The 16,590-nt window shown below is 40.3% G+C and carries 6 protein-coding genes; 3 read left to right on the top strand and 3 right to left on the bottom strand.

Going from position 1 to position 16,590, the window contains the following annotated elements:
- Positions 1–55 precede the first annotated feature (55 nt).
- The 3 genes from R9C00_13745 to R9C00_13735 form a co-directional block, all read right to left on the bottom strand.
- Positions 56–1,429 carry an efflux RND transporter periplasmic adaptor subunit gene (locus R9C00_13745; protein ID WPO38518.1) on the bottom strand — a complete coding sequence of 458 codons (1,374 nt, stop codon included), beginning with the start codon at positions 1,427–1,429 and terminating at the stop codon, positions 56–58.
- A 447-nt stretch (positions 1,430–1,876) separates the two neighbouring features.
- A complete protein-coding gene (locus tag R9C00_13740; protein ID WPO38517.1) occupies positions 1,877–3,058 on the bottom strand; it encodes an acetyl-CoA C-acyltransferase in 1,182 nt (393 codons plus the stop codon).
- A gap of 162 nt (positions 3,059–3,220) precedes the next feature.
- Positions 3,221–12,085, bottom strand: a complete 8,865-nt coding sequence (locus tag R9C00_13735) for a PKD domain-containing protein (GenBank protein WPO38516.1) — start codon at positions 12,083–12,085, stop codon at positions 3,221–3,223.
- A 549-nt stretch (positions 12,086–12,634) separates the two neighbouring features.
- On the opposite strand from R9C00_13735, the gene R9C00_13730 reads away from it, so the two are divergent.
- The 3 genes from R9C00_13730 (at position 12,635) to R9C00_13720 (ending at position 16,496) form a co-directional block, all read left to right on the top strand.
- Positions 12,635–13,747 carry a type IX secretion system membrane protein PorP/SprF gene (locus R9C00_13730; GenBank protein WPO38515.1) on the top strand — a complete coding sequence of 371 codons (1,113 nt, stop codon included), beginning with the start codon at positions 12,635–12,637 and terminating at the stop codon, positions 13,745–13,747.
- 163 nt (positions 13,748–13,910) lie between these two features.
- Positions 13,911–14,369 (top strand): GNAT family N-acetyltransferase, encoded by a 459-nt coding sequence (locus R9C00_13725; GenBank protein WPO38514.1) that lies wholly within the window; start codon positions 13,911–13,913, stop codon positions 14,367–14,369.
- Between the two features lie 90 nt (positions 14,370–14,459).
- The gene (locus R9C00_13720) at positions 14,460–16,496 is read left to right on the top strand and encodes a putative porin (protein ID WPO38513.1); all 2,037 of its coding nucleotides are present in this window, start codon (positions 14,460–14,462) and stop codon (positions 16,494–16,496) included.
- The last annotated feature ends 94 nt before the right edge of the window (positions 16,497–16,590 follow it).

Here is a 16,590-nt window from a genome sequence, read left to right as displayed (position 1 = left end):
AAACAGTGCTCCTCAGACAAAACTTGAGGAGCACTGTTTTTTTTGAACCATCAAATTAATCAACCTTAGGACCTTTACCACCTGGCTTGCGATCCTCCATTCTTTCTACTTTGTCTCCATTTTTAAGTGTTTTGGAAACTTGTAAGAACGGACCTTTTACTATTTCTTGATCTTCTTCTAGCCCTTCTAATATTTCAATATTTTCGAAGTCACTTATTCCAGTTACCACCTCCACTTGCATAACCGAATCACCTAAGTGAAGAAAGACAACTTCTTTCATATCGTCATCGTCTTTAGCAGCTTTTTTCTTTTCTTCACCTTCTTTCATCTCTATCTTTCTGGTGGTTACTGAAGCTAATGGAACTGATAACGCTCCAGCTTTTCTGGCTGTAATGATATCCACGCTGGCTGTCATACCTGGGCGGAAAGGATTGATAGTGGGAGAGAAGGTGTCCTCTTTTTTGTTCTGTGAAAGGCTTCTGTATGAGTCTCTTAAAATCCTGATTTTTACTTCAAACTCTGTTACTGCGTCAGTGCTCAACCCATTTACCCCTTCGTTTGCTGAATTGGCAATAGCAGTTACCACTCCTTTAAATTCCGCTTCTAAGAAAGAATAGGAGTCAACATCTATAATTGCAGTATCGCCTTCGTTCACTCTTATAATGTCGTTTTCGTTCACATTCACCCTTACTTCCATCACATTCAGGTTGGCAACTCTTAAAAGCTCCGTACCTGACATTTGTTGAGTACCTACCACTCGTTCTCCCTTTTCAACCAAAAGCTTGGTGATGATACCGCCCATGGGCGCATAAATTTCGGTAAAGCCTAGGTTTTCCTTCGCTTCTTTAACAGTAGCTTCTGCACTTTTTACAGTAAACATAGATGATTCTACGCTTTTTTCAGCAGCTTCAAGTTCGGCTTTTGACACTTCAAAATCGGCTAAGCTTTGTTCATATTCTTGTTCAGAGATTACTTTTTCATCAAAAAGGGATTTGTTCCTTTTGAAGGTAAGTTCAGAGTTGATAAATCGAGCTTTTGCTTGGGAAAGCCTTGCTTGTGACTGAGCGTAATTCGCTTTTTGAGTATTGAGCGCAGCAATAGATCTGTCAAGTGCTGAGCGTAAATTGTCAGGTTTGATTTTGAGCAAGAGCTGACCTGCAACAACGGAATCACCTTCTTCTATATAGATTTCATCTATTTCACCAGGAACTAGAGGGCTAATTCGTACTTCATTTTCTGGTTGAACCCTACCCGAGGCACTTACTTTCTCTACAATTGTTTCTCTTTTTACCTTACCAAATACAACTTTCTTGGCTTTTTCACCGCCAATCCAGCCCTGTTTTCTTCCAATGAACCCAGCCAACACCACTAGAACAAGAAGTGAACCCAGTATAATATAAATTTTAGTATTACTCTTTTTTTTAGCCATTACTGTGAGTTATAGAGTTAAACGCTTGTCAAATTTTGCTTAAAGAAAATGAATCGCTAGTGTAAAAATCTGTTGGAAATGTATGTTGTTTACTAACATCAGACGATCCTTCAGTTTATTAAAAAAGTAGTTTTAAAAATGATTTTTTCAAATTTAAATAGTTTGAATTCAACACGTATCTATTGTGTGAAAATTCATTTTTCTACTAATAGTTAATCAATAATAAGACATGTAAAAATGCTGAATTAAATGAAATTGCACCAAAGGGATAAAAAATATGTAGGTGGTTAATTTTTAATGCCAAAAAATAGCTTCTGAAGTTGTTTGAAATTTTTGTTTACCAGCGAAAATAGAAGTATTTTGCCTCATCTAAGCCAAAATACTTCTATTTATAGGATAAAATAATGGCTTCAAACAACTTCTTCGAAGTAAGCTGACTCCGTGGGTTTATATTTCTCTTTTTATAATAATTGCAGAAGCCCCCCCTCCTCCGTTGCAAATTGCAGCCATTCCCAAATTACCACTTTTCTGGTGCAATACATTATTGAGTGTGGTTACAATTCTTGCTCCTGAGGCTCCTAACGGATGACCAATTGCTACCGAACCTCCTACAACGTTCACCTTGGCAGGGTCAACCCCCATAAGTTGGTTAAAGGCAAGTGGTACCACAGAAAAGGCTTCGTTTACTTCAAAATAGTCGATTTCATCTAATGAAAGCCCTGATTTTTCAAGTGCTTTTTTTGCGGCAAGTACAGGGGCAATGGTGAACCATTCGGGCTCTCGGGCAGCATCGGCAAAAGCAATGATTTCAGCTTGGGGCAGCAAGCCAAGTTTCCTCATTTTGGTTTCAGAAATCAATACAGCAGCAGAAGCACCGTCATTTATAGTAGAGGCATTTGCGGCAGTCACTGTTCCATTCGTGCTGAACACAGGGCGCAGGCTTGGGATTTTCTCGAACTTTACTTTTTTGAACTCTTCGTCTTCACTTATTATGAGCGGCTCGCCTTTTCGTTGGGCGATTTCTACAGGAATGATCTCATTTTTGAAAAATCCATTTTCAGTATTTTCTGCTACACGCTTGTATGAATTGATGGTGTATTCATCTTGCGCTTCTCGGCTTATTTCATACTCTGTTGCAGTCTGGTCGGCGCAAATCCCCATTATTTTATCGCTGTAGACATCGGTAAGGCCATCTTTGGTAAGGCCGTCTACCAATTTCCCATCTCCAAATTTATAGCCATAGCGCGCCTTTGGGAGGTAATAGGGGATATTCGACATGCTTTCCATGCCACCGGCTACTATTACATCTGCATTACCTAACATGATGCTTTGCGCTGCCAACATAATGGCTTTTGTGCCAGATGCACATACTTTATTGATGGTGGTGCAGGGGACATCTTGCCCAATTCCTGCGAATATGGCTGCTTGTCTGGCCGGTGCTTGACCTAGGTTTGCAGAAATGACATTCCCCATAATCACTTCTTCTACATCACTTGCCTCTACACCAGCTTTGGCTAATGCACCTTTTATGGCTGCTGCCCCCAGTTGAGTGGCTGATTGTGATGATAAGATCCCTCCAAAGCTTCCAATTGGAGTCCTGACGGATGATAAGATATATACTTTTTCCATGTTAATCTGCTGTGTTTTTGGTAAGGGTTGATAAATAGGCTTTTGTGAAAGCCTTGTATGTTGGTAAACTATGTTGAAGGCTTTCCGTTTGGAAATTTAATAAAAAAAGCCATCCAGAAAAACTGAATGGCTTGAGATATAAATAGTGTAGGTTGGATGATATCAACGAATAATGGTGACCGAACCATGGACAGTTCTTACTTGTCCTGGATAAAGCTCTTCTTCATAGACAACCATGAAAGGGTAGACTCCCATTGGCATGTCTACTCCACCTGATGTTCCTGGCCAACCTTCTTCTTGGTTTTTGGTTTGGAAAATGATCTCTCCCCATCGGTTGAAAACAGTCAGTTCAAAATCGGTGAAGTTGTCGCCTTTAATTCTGAAGGAGTCGTTGAGGTTATCCTTGTTTGGGGTAAAGGCATTTGGGTAAAGAATTACCGCAGGACATAGCTCTACAATTCTTACCGAATCTACCGTAGTGCAATTATTCTTGTTGGTCACATTCACAATGTAAACTCCAGGTGCCGAAATGGTAATGTCACTCGCAAAGACTGAGTCAGTAGGGTATTCTTCTTCTACCCAAGCGATTTTTTTGAAATCACCTTCGTAGTTGATTACCGTGTCTTGTGGAGTAGCATGATATGGATTATCAAAACAAAAGATTAAGGAATCGACTGGGTACGGCTCGGGTACAGCATTGTAGTCTACATTAACGGTATGTTCAAAATGACATTCCTTGCCTGTATCATCAAAACCAGAAACATGTACAATAAGGTTGTATTCTCCCGGTTGGGTGATGTGCACTTTAGGGGTTGTTTCTCCCGTGCTCCATGCATAGGTGGCAAAATAATCGCCGTTGATAGTTCCGTCAAAAGTAATTACATCACCATCGCAGCCTACCGTATCGGAAACGATATCTGGAGCTTCAATAACGATGATCGTTACTGAGTCGATTCCTGTACAGCCGTTTTCATCCAAACCCTCTACATAGTAGGTGGTGGTTTTCTCAGGGTTTACCCGGTAATTTGCACCAGTTTGCGAACCCTTGTCCCAATCCCAATTTACTATATTGAAACTAGAAGATGCTTTTAAGTCATAGAATTCACCTTGGCAAATGAATGCATCTTCTCCAGCATCTACTTTAGGTATTTCAAACACTTCAACCGTTTTGGTGATCATGTCTTGGCAACCTGAAATATTGGTCACAAGAAGTGTTACATCATATGTTCCGAAAGTGTCATATTTGTTTGAAGCTGTAGTTCCCTTGGCGTCGTAATTCCCATCGCTTTGGAAATCCCATTCGTAGGAAATAATTTGCCTGTTTCCTGCCTTGGATTTATCTACTATATTCACAAACTCTCCATCGCAGACATCGGCAATTTCGAATTCAACTATTGGAATAGGGCTAATGATGATTTCTTTGTTGATGATGTCCGCACAGCCTTTGTCTGAGGTCACTCGATAGTTGATAGGATATGTCCCCTCTTTTAAATATTGATGTTCAATGACTTGATCTGGAGTGTAGCTTTCTTCAAACTGACCATCATCGTCAAAGTCAACTTCTATTAATACAATTTCAGAATCGACTATGCTGCTGTCAATGGTTGATGTATTCGTAAAAGTTACGATATCATTTTCACAAGCATCTCTAAAAGTAAAATCAGCAACCGGAACAGGGTTTACGATGAAGTCTTGGGTGATGGAAAAAGCACAACCAAGATCGCTAGTAGCGATAACGCTCATGGTGTGTACACCCATTGTATTGAAAACATACGTAGCAGAGTCAGTTGTGGTAGTCAGATCGATTACCCCATCGTCATTAAAATCCCATTCGTATGTAGCAATATTGCCTGAGGCAATCTTTCCATTCGCTTTGAACCCTGTATCAAATCCCAAGCAAGATGTGCTTATTTCAAGGTTCATTTTTGGAGTAGGATCAACTGTGATCGTATCCTTTTTAAGGACGGAACAAGAGAAGCTTCGCTTACTATTCAAGCTCACTTGAATAGTAAGTGTTACCTCGTAATCTCCTGGTTTCTCGTATACGAAAGAAGGATTAGCTGAAGTGGCATCCTCATTCCCATCACCATCAAAATCCCAAGAATAGCTGATGTTGTCTTTGTAGATCGATTGATCGGTAAACTGAACTAGTTGTTCGGAACAAGGGTCGGTATAGTCAAAATCTGCTTCAGGAATGTAAATGCTTTTGGAAACGGTATCGGCACAACCGTTTGATTGTTCTACCCTGAGGTTAATTATTTTTTCGCCAGCACTTGTATATGTGAATGTTATGTTATTTTGATTGTCATCAGAATAGTTATTGTTGTTATTCTGATCCCATTGGATGAGGGTAATGGTATTGCCATCTCCTTGCGGCTGGCTAGTGTTCTTCGCATGGATTTGGAATGTGCCATCACCAACTTGAGTACAGGTCAGAGATGGTGCAAAATCAGCAATTGGGTCTTCTTTTACAGTAACGGTTTTTGTGATGCTCTCCGAACAACCTTCTTCGTTGGTCACGGTTAGGGTAACGTCATACTTCCCTGGCCCGCTGTAGAGATGTTGGCTGTTTGCTCCAAAAAGCACTGCAGATCCGTCGCCAAAGTCCCATTGGTAAGTTGCGATAGCTGTTCCCCTGTCGTTGGTTTTGTCTTCCACATAAACGGTTTCTCCGTCGCAGACATCCAAAACATCAAAATCTGCAATTGGAACGGGAAAGATGGTAATGGTATCGGTGGTTATGTGCGAGCAACCTTTGTCAGAGGTGACCCTGTAGTTGATGATAGAATCTCCAGCGGTAGTAAAGGCATGCTTCATAAGCTGGCCTGGCACGTAGCTCTCTTCAAATTGCCCATCGTTGTCAAAGTCTATTTCGATAAAGACTATTTCAGCATCATTTACGACCAAGCTGTCAATGGTAGAGGCATCGGTGAACATTACCGTGTCATTTTCACAAGCATTGACAAAATTGAAGTCCGCTATGGGTACAGGGTATACGGTAAAGTCTTGGGTAACAGTTTGGGCACAGCTCGAATCACTTGTTGCGGTCACGGTTACCGTATGTGCCCCTATGTTGTCGAAAGTATACGTGGTTGTGTCTGTGGTAGATAATGCCGAATCAATCAGGCTGCCATTGTAATAGAAATACCATTGGTAAGTTTCTATATTGCCTGTATCGATCGTCCCGTTTGCTTTGAAACCGGTTTCATTGTTTACACAAGAAGTATCAATTTTAAGATCTAGTTTGGGGGTAGGGTTTACCGTTATGGTGTCCTTCTTCAGCACTGAGCAACTAGAGACGCTATTATCCAACAGGCCTACTTTAATCTCAAGCGTCACGACGTAGTCTCCAGGTTCCGCATATGTAAATGTAGGGTTCTTTGTTGTGTCGTCTACTATGCCATCATTATCCAAGTCCCAAGAGTAAAATACACTGTCTTGGACAGTTGAGGAATCGGCGGAAAATTGGACAGTTTGTCTTGCGCAGGGGTCTGAATATACGAAATCTGCTTCAGGGATGAATATGCTCTTTGTAAGAGTATCGATACAACCGTTAGACTGTTCTACGATCAAGCTAATTTCTTTTTCTTCTGGCGTTGGGTAAGTAAAGGTTGCATGAGCACCACTTTGGCTGATAACGGCACTATTGGACAGCCATTTAAACGATGTTATTGTATTATCAACCCCCAATGAGTCTTTACCTTGTGGCTGGCTGATGTTTTCAGCAGTTACTTGGAATGATGTCCCATCGGATGTCTGTATACAGGTTGACAATAGTTCAAAATTAGAAATAGGATTCTCCTTTACGGTCACCGTTTTCGTGATACTCTCATAGCACTTCTCGTTATTAGTCACTCGAAGTGTAATGTCATATTTTCCATACGATGCATACAGGTTTTGAGCGGTAGGGCCAGTAGCATAAATACTTGGACTGCCATCATTTAGGTGAAACTCCCACTCATAAGTAGCGATAGCTGTTCCCCTGTCGTTGGTTTTGTCTTCCACATAAACGGTTTCTCCGTCGCAGACATCCAAAACATCAAAATCTGCAATTGGAACGGGAAAGATGGTAATGGTATCGGTGGTTATGTGCGAGCAACCTTTGTCAGAGGTGACCCTGTAGTTGATGATAGAATCTCCAGCGGTAGTAAAGGCATGCTTCATAAGCTGGCCTGGCACGTAGCTCTCTTCAAATTGCCCATCGTTGTCAAAGTCTATTTCGATAAAGACTATTTCAGCATCATTTACGACCAAGCTGTCAATGGTAGAGGCATCGGTGAACATTACCGTGTCATTTTCACAAGCATTGACAAAATTGAAGTCCGCTATGGGTACAGGGTATACGGTAAAGTCTTGGGTAACAGTTTGGGCACAGCTCGAATCACTTGTTGCGGTCACGGTTACCGTATGTGCCCCTATGTTGTCGAAAGTATACGTGGTTGTGTCTGTGGTAGATAATGCCGAATCAATCAGGCTGCCATTGTAATAGAAATACCATTGGTAAGTTTCTATATTGCCTGTATCGATCGTCCCGTTTGCTTTGAAACCGGTTTCATTGTTTACACAAGAAGTATCAATTTTAAGATCTAGTTTGGGGGTAGGGTTTACCGTTATGGTGTCCTTCTTCAGCACTGAGCAACTAGAGACGCTATTATCCAACAGGCCTACTTTAATCTCAAGCGTCACGACGTAGTCTCCAGGTTCCGCATATGTAAATGTAGGGTTCTTTGTTGTGTCGTCTACTATGCCATCATTATCCAAGTCCCAAGAGTAAAATACACTGTCTTGGACAGTTGAGGAATCGGCGGAAAATTGGACAGTTTGTCTTGCGCAGGGGTCTGAATATACGAAATCTGCTTCAGGGATGAATATGCTCTTGCTGAGGGTATCGGCACAACCATTAGATTGTAGAGTTATCAATGTAATGGTTTTTTCTCCTGGATTAGAATATTCAAAGGTTACGTTTTTCTGATTTGAATTTGTGAAAACACTATCTTCATCATGATCCCATTCAAAGAAATCAATTGTATTGTCGACTCCTAAAGAATCTTTTCCTTGTGGCTGACTGATGTTTTCCACGTTTACCTGAAATTTCCCATCAGTTGTTTGGACACAAGTTGGGGGAAAAGTAAAGTCTGTTATTGGTTTGGGTTTGAAAGTTACAGTAAAAGTTTCTGTAGTCATACAGGATATATCCCCCGCTACATCTACCCAAACGCTTACTTCAATATTTCTCACTTGGTTTGTGGTAATATTGGCTGGCTGGTTTAAGGTTAGGTCTGAAGTATTGGATAATGTGGCGTTAGAATCAGTATCCTTCCATTCGTAATAAACCGCACCTAATATGACGTTATGAGTAGAATCAAATATGTCTAACATCACTGCTCCATCGCTTGGGCAAACTTCGATATTGCTAATATCCAGCGCGGGGCAGGGGAGGATTTCTATTTGTGTGCTATCAACTGGAATAAAACATTGCCCTTTATTTACTGTAAGCTCTACATCGTATAGGCCAGGCTTATAGTATGTATAGGCTGTATTTTGATCATTCCCAATAGTTGCATCACCATATTCCCAGATAAAGTTATAGGTAGCTGAGTCAGGGATAGGGGTTGAGTTCATATTTACCGTTAACCCTGGATAACCAAGTTTTGGTGTCACATCAAATGTAGCATTTGGCTGTACCAAAATTACCATATTTTCCATCGTAACCTTAGAGCTACACCCTTTTGCATCAAACACTTCTAAAGAAACATCAAAACTATCTATTGTTACATAAGTATGGCTAGGGTTGGGGATTGTGTCTTCTACAATTGAGCCATCTCCAAAATCCCATTTCCATCTCACGATTTCATTAGGCAAGCTGCCAGTTGGTATATTCAAAATACTTGTATCATAAAACTTAACATTAAATGGAGGGCAGCTGCCTATTGCAGCTGGAGCTGTGAAATCCGCTGTTAATTCATCAGCATAGACTTTAAATGATTTGGTGACAGAGTCAACACAATCATTTACATCTATTAGCTCAAGCGTAACAGTATAGTCAGTGCCTGTACTTGAACCAGCAAAGAATAGATTTCCTGGACTAAATCCAGTAGCGGTCCTTCCATCACTATATGTCCATTTGATAGATTTAGGATTTATTACATCAGACATACTTGATGCATTTATCGGTTTGATATTTTCGCCCCCACAAGCTCCTTCTCGCTGAATATTAAAATCAGGAACTGGAAAGCTTGGTGTTACTGTTTTTATAATACTTTTAGAGCAACCTACAGAATCTATTACGGTTAACATAACATCAAAGCCATCGCTTTGATTGGGCGAGCTTACTTTATTATAAGTGTATCTGTAGGTTGTTTCCGAAATAGTAGTTATAGTATCAGGAGCTGAACCATCGCCCATATCCCAAATCCTTTTTACAATAGGAGCAAGGGATGTGGTATTGTCGGTGAATTCAAATTCAAAGTCTTTGCAAGCGTCTGTATCGTTGATGGAAAAATCTACTTGCGGCCCATATACATTTATATCGGGGAAAGTAAAGTCGTAGGTACAGCCTTCGTTTGTAGTGACTTCAAGGGTGACTGCGAAAGTGCCATAGCCAGTGTAAGTTACAGAAGGACTATCTCCAGAACCTGTGTCCCCATTTCCAAAGTCCCAATCATAATTAGTAATTGTAGTTCCGACTATTTCAAAAGCAGTGGCATCAAAGTCGTAAGTAACCGGGTAGCAATTTCCACCAGTCACATTATTCGATGTGATAGTGCTAAAATCTGGGGTTAAGGAAGGGAAGATGTCATCAGCAGTCATAGAGTGGTCACAACCTAACCCACCTTTTGAAGTATTGTTGGATGCTGTAAGTGTAACCTCCCAAGCAGTTCCTGGGTCAACATCTATATCAATATGCTCTGTAGTTTCGGTGTATGGGGCTTGCCCATCAATTGTAATTTCCCATTCATAGCTTAAAGCTCCTACAGATGTGTTTGTAAAACTGATTAGCCCGTCGGTACAAGCTGGCATATTATAAATGAAGTTAGCTCTAGGAGGGGCAAGTTCGATAAGGTTGTTTTTTACTAATGTATCAAAACAGCCATTGTTTTCCGAATAGAGTGCAACGGAAATCAGCATTGGGTCAAGATCGTCATAGGTATGACCACCATGATACCCTGTGTTATTAATTGTTCCAGCATTGAAATAATCCCAGTGCCATTCCGTAGGGTATGGATTGGCAGGCATTGTAGATGAATTTGTGAAGATCACATTTTCCCCATTACATATTTCTGTAACAGAAGGAGTGAAGTCCATAAAGTCAGGCTTGAAACCAACTTCGAGATAATCTGTGAGCAAGTGTGTATCTGTGCAACCTTCCGCAGTGGTGATGGTTAACCTCACATCGTAGTCGCCATGATCCACCAACGTCATGGTAGGGTTTTGGTCGGTGGATGTTGCAACAACCACATTCGCATCGTTTATTATCTCCCAGTCCCATCCTGTGATAGGTACAAAAGATGTGCTCAAGTCTGTAAGTTGTACATCGAAATTAGGAAGGCAACCTCCTGTGGCAACTGCTTCAAAATCTGCATCTATAGGACCTCCATTTATATAGTTGTTCTTGGTAATAGTGACCGAACAGCCGTTTGCATCTCTGATAGTGAGGGTCACTTCGTAGCTCCCAAATGCAGTGTAAGTATGTGATGGGTTTATTGCTGTGGAAGTATTCCCATCTCCAAAATCCCATTCGTAGCTTGTAATTCCTGTAGAAAGACTATCAGGAGTAAAAGTCACTGTTGAAACGGGATTGCCTAGTTCACAAAAACTAGTTTTATCAGCAGAAAAAGCACCTTCTATAGGGGGAGGGACAATGACAATATTTGGTTGAGTAATAATCCCATTGCAGCCATAGCCACCATCGACTATAGTCATTGTTACTGAATATGTACCAGGCGCTGCATATTCATGTGTAGGTCTTTCATAAGACCCACTATTTGCCCTTCCGGATATGACTGTACCATCTCCAAAGTTCCAAGTTACAGTTTGCGAACTAGTAATTACATTTGAAATATTTTGAAATTGAACGGATGAGGGAGCGCAACCAATAGGGGATGTATTTACTTGAAAATCAGGAGTAAAGGTGCTTATATTGACATGGTTATTTTTAGTTACAACTCTTTGGCAGCCATTGTCAGTGTTAGTGATTATTAACTCAACATTATAATTCCCTACTGCAGTGTATGTGTTTGATGGGTTTTGAAGTGTTGAGGTATTTCCATCTCCAAAGTCCCAGTCATAAGTATAATTACTTGCGGCGGGACTTGCCGCAAAATCTATAGTTTGAGGTGCTACACAAGAATTTAGGTTTCCTGATGAGTTGAAAGATGCATTAAAGCCTTCACCAACCTCAATTGGCGTAGTTGATGAAGGGAAAAGTTCCGTTGTCACACATCCTCTGCTATCTGTAATCACAAGAGTGATAAAATAAGTACCGGGAACTGTATAGCTGTGGCTTACTTGTTTATTGGTAGTTTCTGTCACGTTATTCCCATCTCCAAAATCCCAGAAATATTCTTCGATAGTAGTGCCTGGTGCCGGTGTCACTTGTGGTTCGAAGATGAATTCGGTGGGAGCGCAAGTTCCTGATTGGCTAATAAGATTGATATCTACCGTGGGTATTTGAAAAATCTCTACTGTTTCAGTATATGTTTTGATTACGCTTCCGTGGAAAGCTTTGAGTGTAACATTATATATTCCAGGCCCATAGCTTTTAGTCGCCTTATAATTAGTAGAGGGTATAAGTGCTCCTCCTTCTTTGGTAACAATAGGACCATCATCAAAGGCCCATTCCAATTTGGTCACAGTTCCTGCCGTCGCTTCAGGATAGTAATAAAAGTCTACATAGCCTAGCCCGCACCTATTTCCATTCTGATAATCGAATCGAATCTCACCTTGCCCCAAAACTAGCTGGGGCAGGAACATGCTGAGCACTATTATCAGCTTGCTAATTATGTTAGGGTTTAGTTTTGAAGTCATATGATTTTATAGCCAGATGGTTATTTACACTCATTAACAATATGTTAAAATGGTCAAAAAATGCACCGCTTTTGAGGTCATGTAGGATTTGCTTTTTAATAGATCATTTCTATGCTCTTCCTGTTCCCATAATAGTGTATTAGTGCATTTCCATGTAAGATTTTACCTTGCTTTTTCTCTTTAACGCTACTTGTTAGCATGTATTTAGTTGGACTTAATTCAATTTTTCAATACTGTCCAAAACCATTATAAAACAGCATTGGGGGCAAATGCGAAAGATTGTCTCAAAACAGGAGAAATGGGATAGTGTAGTTGGCTAAAATGGACTTGTAAGAATTTGGCTCGGTATGTGGTAAGAAGGGAAAATAGTGTTTGAGGTTGGGTTTTAAGGGGTATTGAAATTTTAAATGGCAACCAACCTACTTAATTAACAAATGTTACGTTGTGATTTTATACTTGTTTAGACTGAAGCCTCTATTGCCGTTTCGTCTTGATGAGAAAAACTAACAAAAAGATCATTTGAATCACATGTGTTCAATAATAAGCTAAATGAATAAACTTTTGATCAGCCATATCAAACGAACTATCTGTGTTTTTTTCTTGATGGGTATGTCTTTAGGGTTAAAGGCGCAGGATCCTCAGTTTACCCAATTCTATGCGGCTCCGTTGTACCTAAACCCTGCTTTTGCAGGTGCGTCTGGTGGAGGAAGGGCTATTGCCAATTATAGAAACCAGTGGCCAGGGCTAGATGCTAGTTTTGTTACCTATGCCGCTTCCTACGACCAATTTTTTGAGCAGATAAGAAGTGGCGTTGGGTTCATGATAAAAAAAGACGACCAAGGCATAGGGGCTGGAAAGCCTATCACGGCTACCGATATTGCGGTCATGTATTCCTACCATATCCCCGTTAACGATAAATATGCGATAAGTACAGGTCTAAGTCTAGGCTACGGAGTTAGAGCCTTGAATTTTGGTGATTTTATATTCGAAGATCAAATTATTGGACCAAGCGATCCGCTAAACCCTACAAGTGAGCAGTTTTCAGGACAGTATAAAGGGTATGCCGATGTAGGTTCGGGTTTTGTGCTATTCTCTCAGAATATGTGGTTTGGACTTTCTGTGAGCCATCTCAACAAACCGAATACGTCATTTTTGGGAGGTAAGGAAAAGCTGCCAAGAAAACTTACGGTACATACAGGATATAAAATCAGTTTAATCCCAAAAGGGAAGTACAACCCTCGTCATATGCCACCCGAAAGATCAATCACTCCAGCACTTATGTATCTTCGCCAAGGAGCATCTGAGCAGTTGAGCTTGGGCACTTATTTGACATTAGATCCTTTGATGTTAGGGGTTTGGTACAGGGGAATTCCCACCAAGAAAAGACAATACAAAGGATTGAACCAAGATGCTGTTGCTATTCTTACGGGGATAAGACTAGGGACAATTAGCATTGGCTATAGTTATGATTATACCCTTTCGAGGCTTACTAATTTAAATACTACTGGGTCTCATGAAATTTCTATTACCTATAGCTTTGTTCCAAAAGAAAAAGGAATTAAAAAAGGAAATTATGGATATCCTCAAATCTTGTGTCCAAACCCTTGGAAAAAATTTCAGAAATTGAAATACGAACACTTGATGAAGTTTGATCATTTTTAAAGCATCGAAGATGAGAAGGGCAATACTTCACAGTATTACCCTTCTTTTTTGCCCAACTATCCCCCTCTTTCCGGATTTTTGAACATGCCTTGGGCTATTTCTCCAATCATTCCTTTTTTTAGTTATTTTTGCCGAGTTCACAAACCAAAAAAACTAAGAATAAATGAGCTCGTCAATCACCATTAGAAAAGCCCATAGGGAAGATATAGAGACAATAGTTGAGTTTCAACAGAAGATGGCTTGGGAAACTGAGCAGCTTGAACTTGATAGTGCAACTTTGCATGAAGGGGTAAAAAGGCTTTTTATTGAGCCTCAGAGGGGAAATTACTGGGTAGCTGAAGTGGATGGTGAAATAGCGGCTTCTACGCTGGTGTTGTACGAATGGAGCGATTGGAGGAATGGAGATGTGATGTGGGTTCATTCGGTTTATGTGCTTGCTGAACATAGAAAAAAAGGGATATTCAAGAGGATGTTTACCCACCTAAAAGATATAGTAGAAGACTCTTCGAATTACAAAGGCATCAGGCTTTATGTAGAAAAAACCAATACAAATGCCCAAGGAGTGTACAAAGCAATTGGGATGAGCAATGAACATTACGATCTTTACGAATGGTTAAAATAGTTTAATATTTGTCCGTCAATGAGATCAAATAGTCTTTCAATAATAGCATTTTAACCTAACTCAACTAACACCAAAAGTCGATAAATTTCTGTGAAATTATTTATAAACATATTGTTCTTTTTATGCTTGACTAATGCGGTTCAGGCTCAGATCCCCAATCAAAGGAATCAAGGAGAATTGGGTCAGCTAGGGGATAATGGGGAATACGAAAGCCTTTTAGGAGAAGACCGACCAGACTCGGCAAGGGTAGATGAGAAAGGAAGGCTGATTTTGGAAAAAGCTGGAGAGCAAGTTTATGGAACGGGAACAACTTTTTTTATTTACGAATCGGATTGGAGGGAGAATTCTGGCATTGTTCGCTTTATTGATACATTATTGAACGACATGCACAGGTATAATTTTGTCGCTCAAGATGAGTTTGAGTTGCAAGATCTGGGTACAACAGGAAGTGCTACTAAACCGCTTTATTATAAAGAATACGACAAGGTAGGCGTACGTTTCGGGTATGATGCCCTCGATCCATATTTGCTTAACCCAGATGAAATTGAATATTTTGATACTCGTTCGCCTCATACGAGCTGGTACTATGTGCAAGGTGGGGCAGGCCGCTCAATTCTAGATGTTAAATTTGCCCGAAATGTCAGCCCTCAGTGGAATGTAGGTTTTAGGATTCGAAGAATAAATGCAAAATTTTTGGTTGGAAATGAAGCAGTAGGAGCAAGCAACACTCGTCCGGGAAATTTGCATGAAGAATATCAATTCAATACAAGGTACGAATCGGAAAATAAACGCTATAAATTATTGGCTTACGCCGAAGCGTATAGACATTCGATCCAAGAATCTGGAGGCTTAGAAATAGATGATGTTTATTGGGATTCTTATGTGCCACCAGAAGATCCAGAGCCTACTGAAGAGCCCCGTGATATTCAAGAACTTTTCAGGTTAGGAAGAGGGCAGCTTAGCAATAGGCTTACCGATGTAGAAAGCTTTAGGCGGATGGAGAAGTTCAGAGTTTTCCAACAATACTCCTTCATTGGAGAAAATAACATCCAGCTTTATCATATAATTGATAAATCTACCCACCTTTTCAATTATGATGACCAAGCCCTGTCGACCAACAGTGCTTTTTACCCGAACACGTATTTAGATACCGATCGGTCTGTTCATTACCAGCGCTATCAGGAATTGTCAAATACTGCTGGGCTTAAAGGAAAAGCGCTCAATTTTTACTATTCCTTTTTTGCAAAAAACAAGCTTTTCAAACAGCGTTTTGAATATAGGCTACAAGATAAAGTTCCCCGTAAAATTGACCCACAAAACTTTATTGGTTTCAAGGGGATATATACCTTAACGCCGAGTATAGAGTTTAGGGGAGAATATGAAAGTATGATAGGTGAAGAGCAAGGGAACAAGATTTTTGCCGCAATCAATACAAAATACCTCGTTGCTTCGCATACACGAGTTTTGGCTCAGCCAGATCAAAATCAACTGTATTACTATGGCAACCACTTCCAGTGGGACAATTATGGAAAGTTTGATAATACATTATATACGGTGTCAGAAGTAGCTCTCCACTATAGTAATAAATTTTTCAATGTGCGTCCTTTTGCCAAGCTCATCAATTACGACAATTATATCTACTACGGAACTGAAGCTATTCCCATACAGACGGAAGCTAAAATAGATGTGATGCAAGCAGGTCTGGACTTGCAAATCCATTTGGGTGATCTGCACCAAAAAATCTATGGCCATTATACCTCAAACTCAAACCCAGATATTTTGAGGATGCCAGAGCTTTTTGGCAATTACCAAATCTATTTGGAGAAGCCTATTTTCAAGTCAGCTCTTTTTGGGCAAGTTGGGCTGGATTTTCATTGGCACAATGCTTTTTATGCTGATGCTTATATGCCTGTTACCCAACAGTTCTATCTGCAAAACGACTTTGAAATAGGAGGGTATTTGATGTCAGATATCTTCATCAATTTGAACATCAAAAGCGTGAACTTTTTTGCAAAGCTTACCAATGCCTTGCAAGGCATTATGGACGATGGGTATTTTATCACACCTGGTTATATGGGGCAATCGAGACAGTTTGAATTTGGCTTGGTTTGGAATTTGTATGATTAGAAGCAGGGATGTTATATCCCATGTATTTTATGCTTTTTTCTGGCTTTCCCTTGAACCAACCTCTTACAGTTATACCATAGATAGTGAGTGTAAT

It is taken from the genome of Flammeovirgaceae bacterium SG7u.111 (assembly GCA_034044135.1).
Lineage (GTDB): Bacteria > Bacteroidota > Bacteroidia > Cytophagales > Flammeovirgaceae.
The sequence above is the reverse complement of the archived record's forward strand: the minus strand, read 5'-3'. Positions and strand labels throughout refer to the sequence as shown.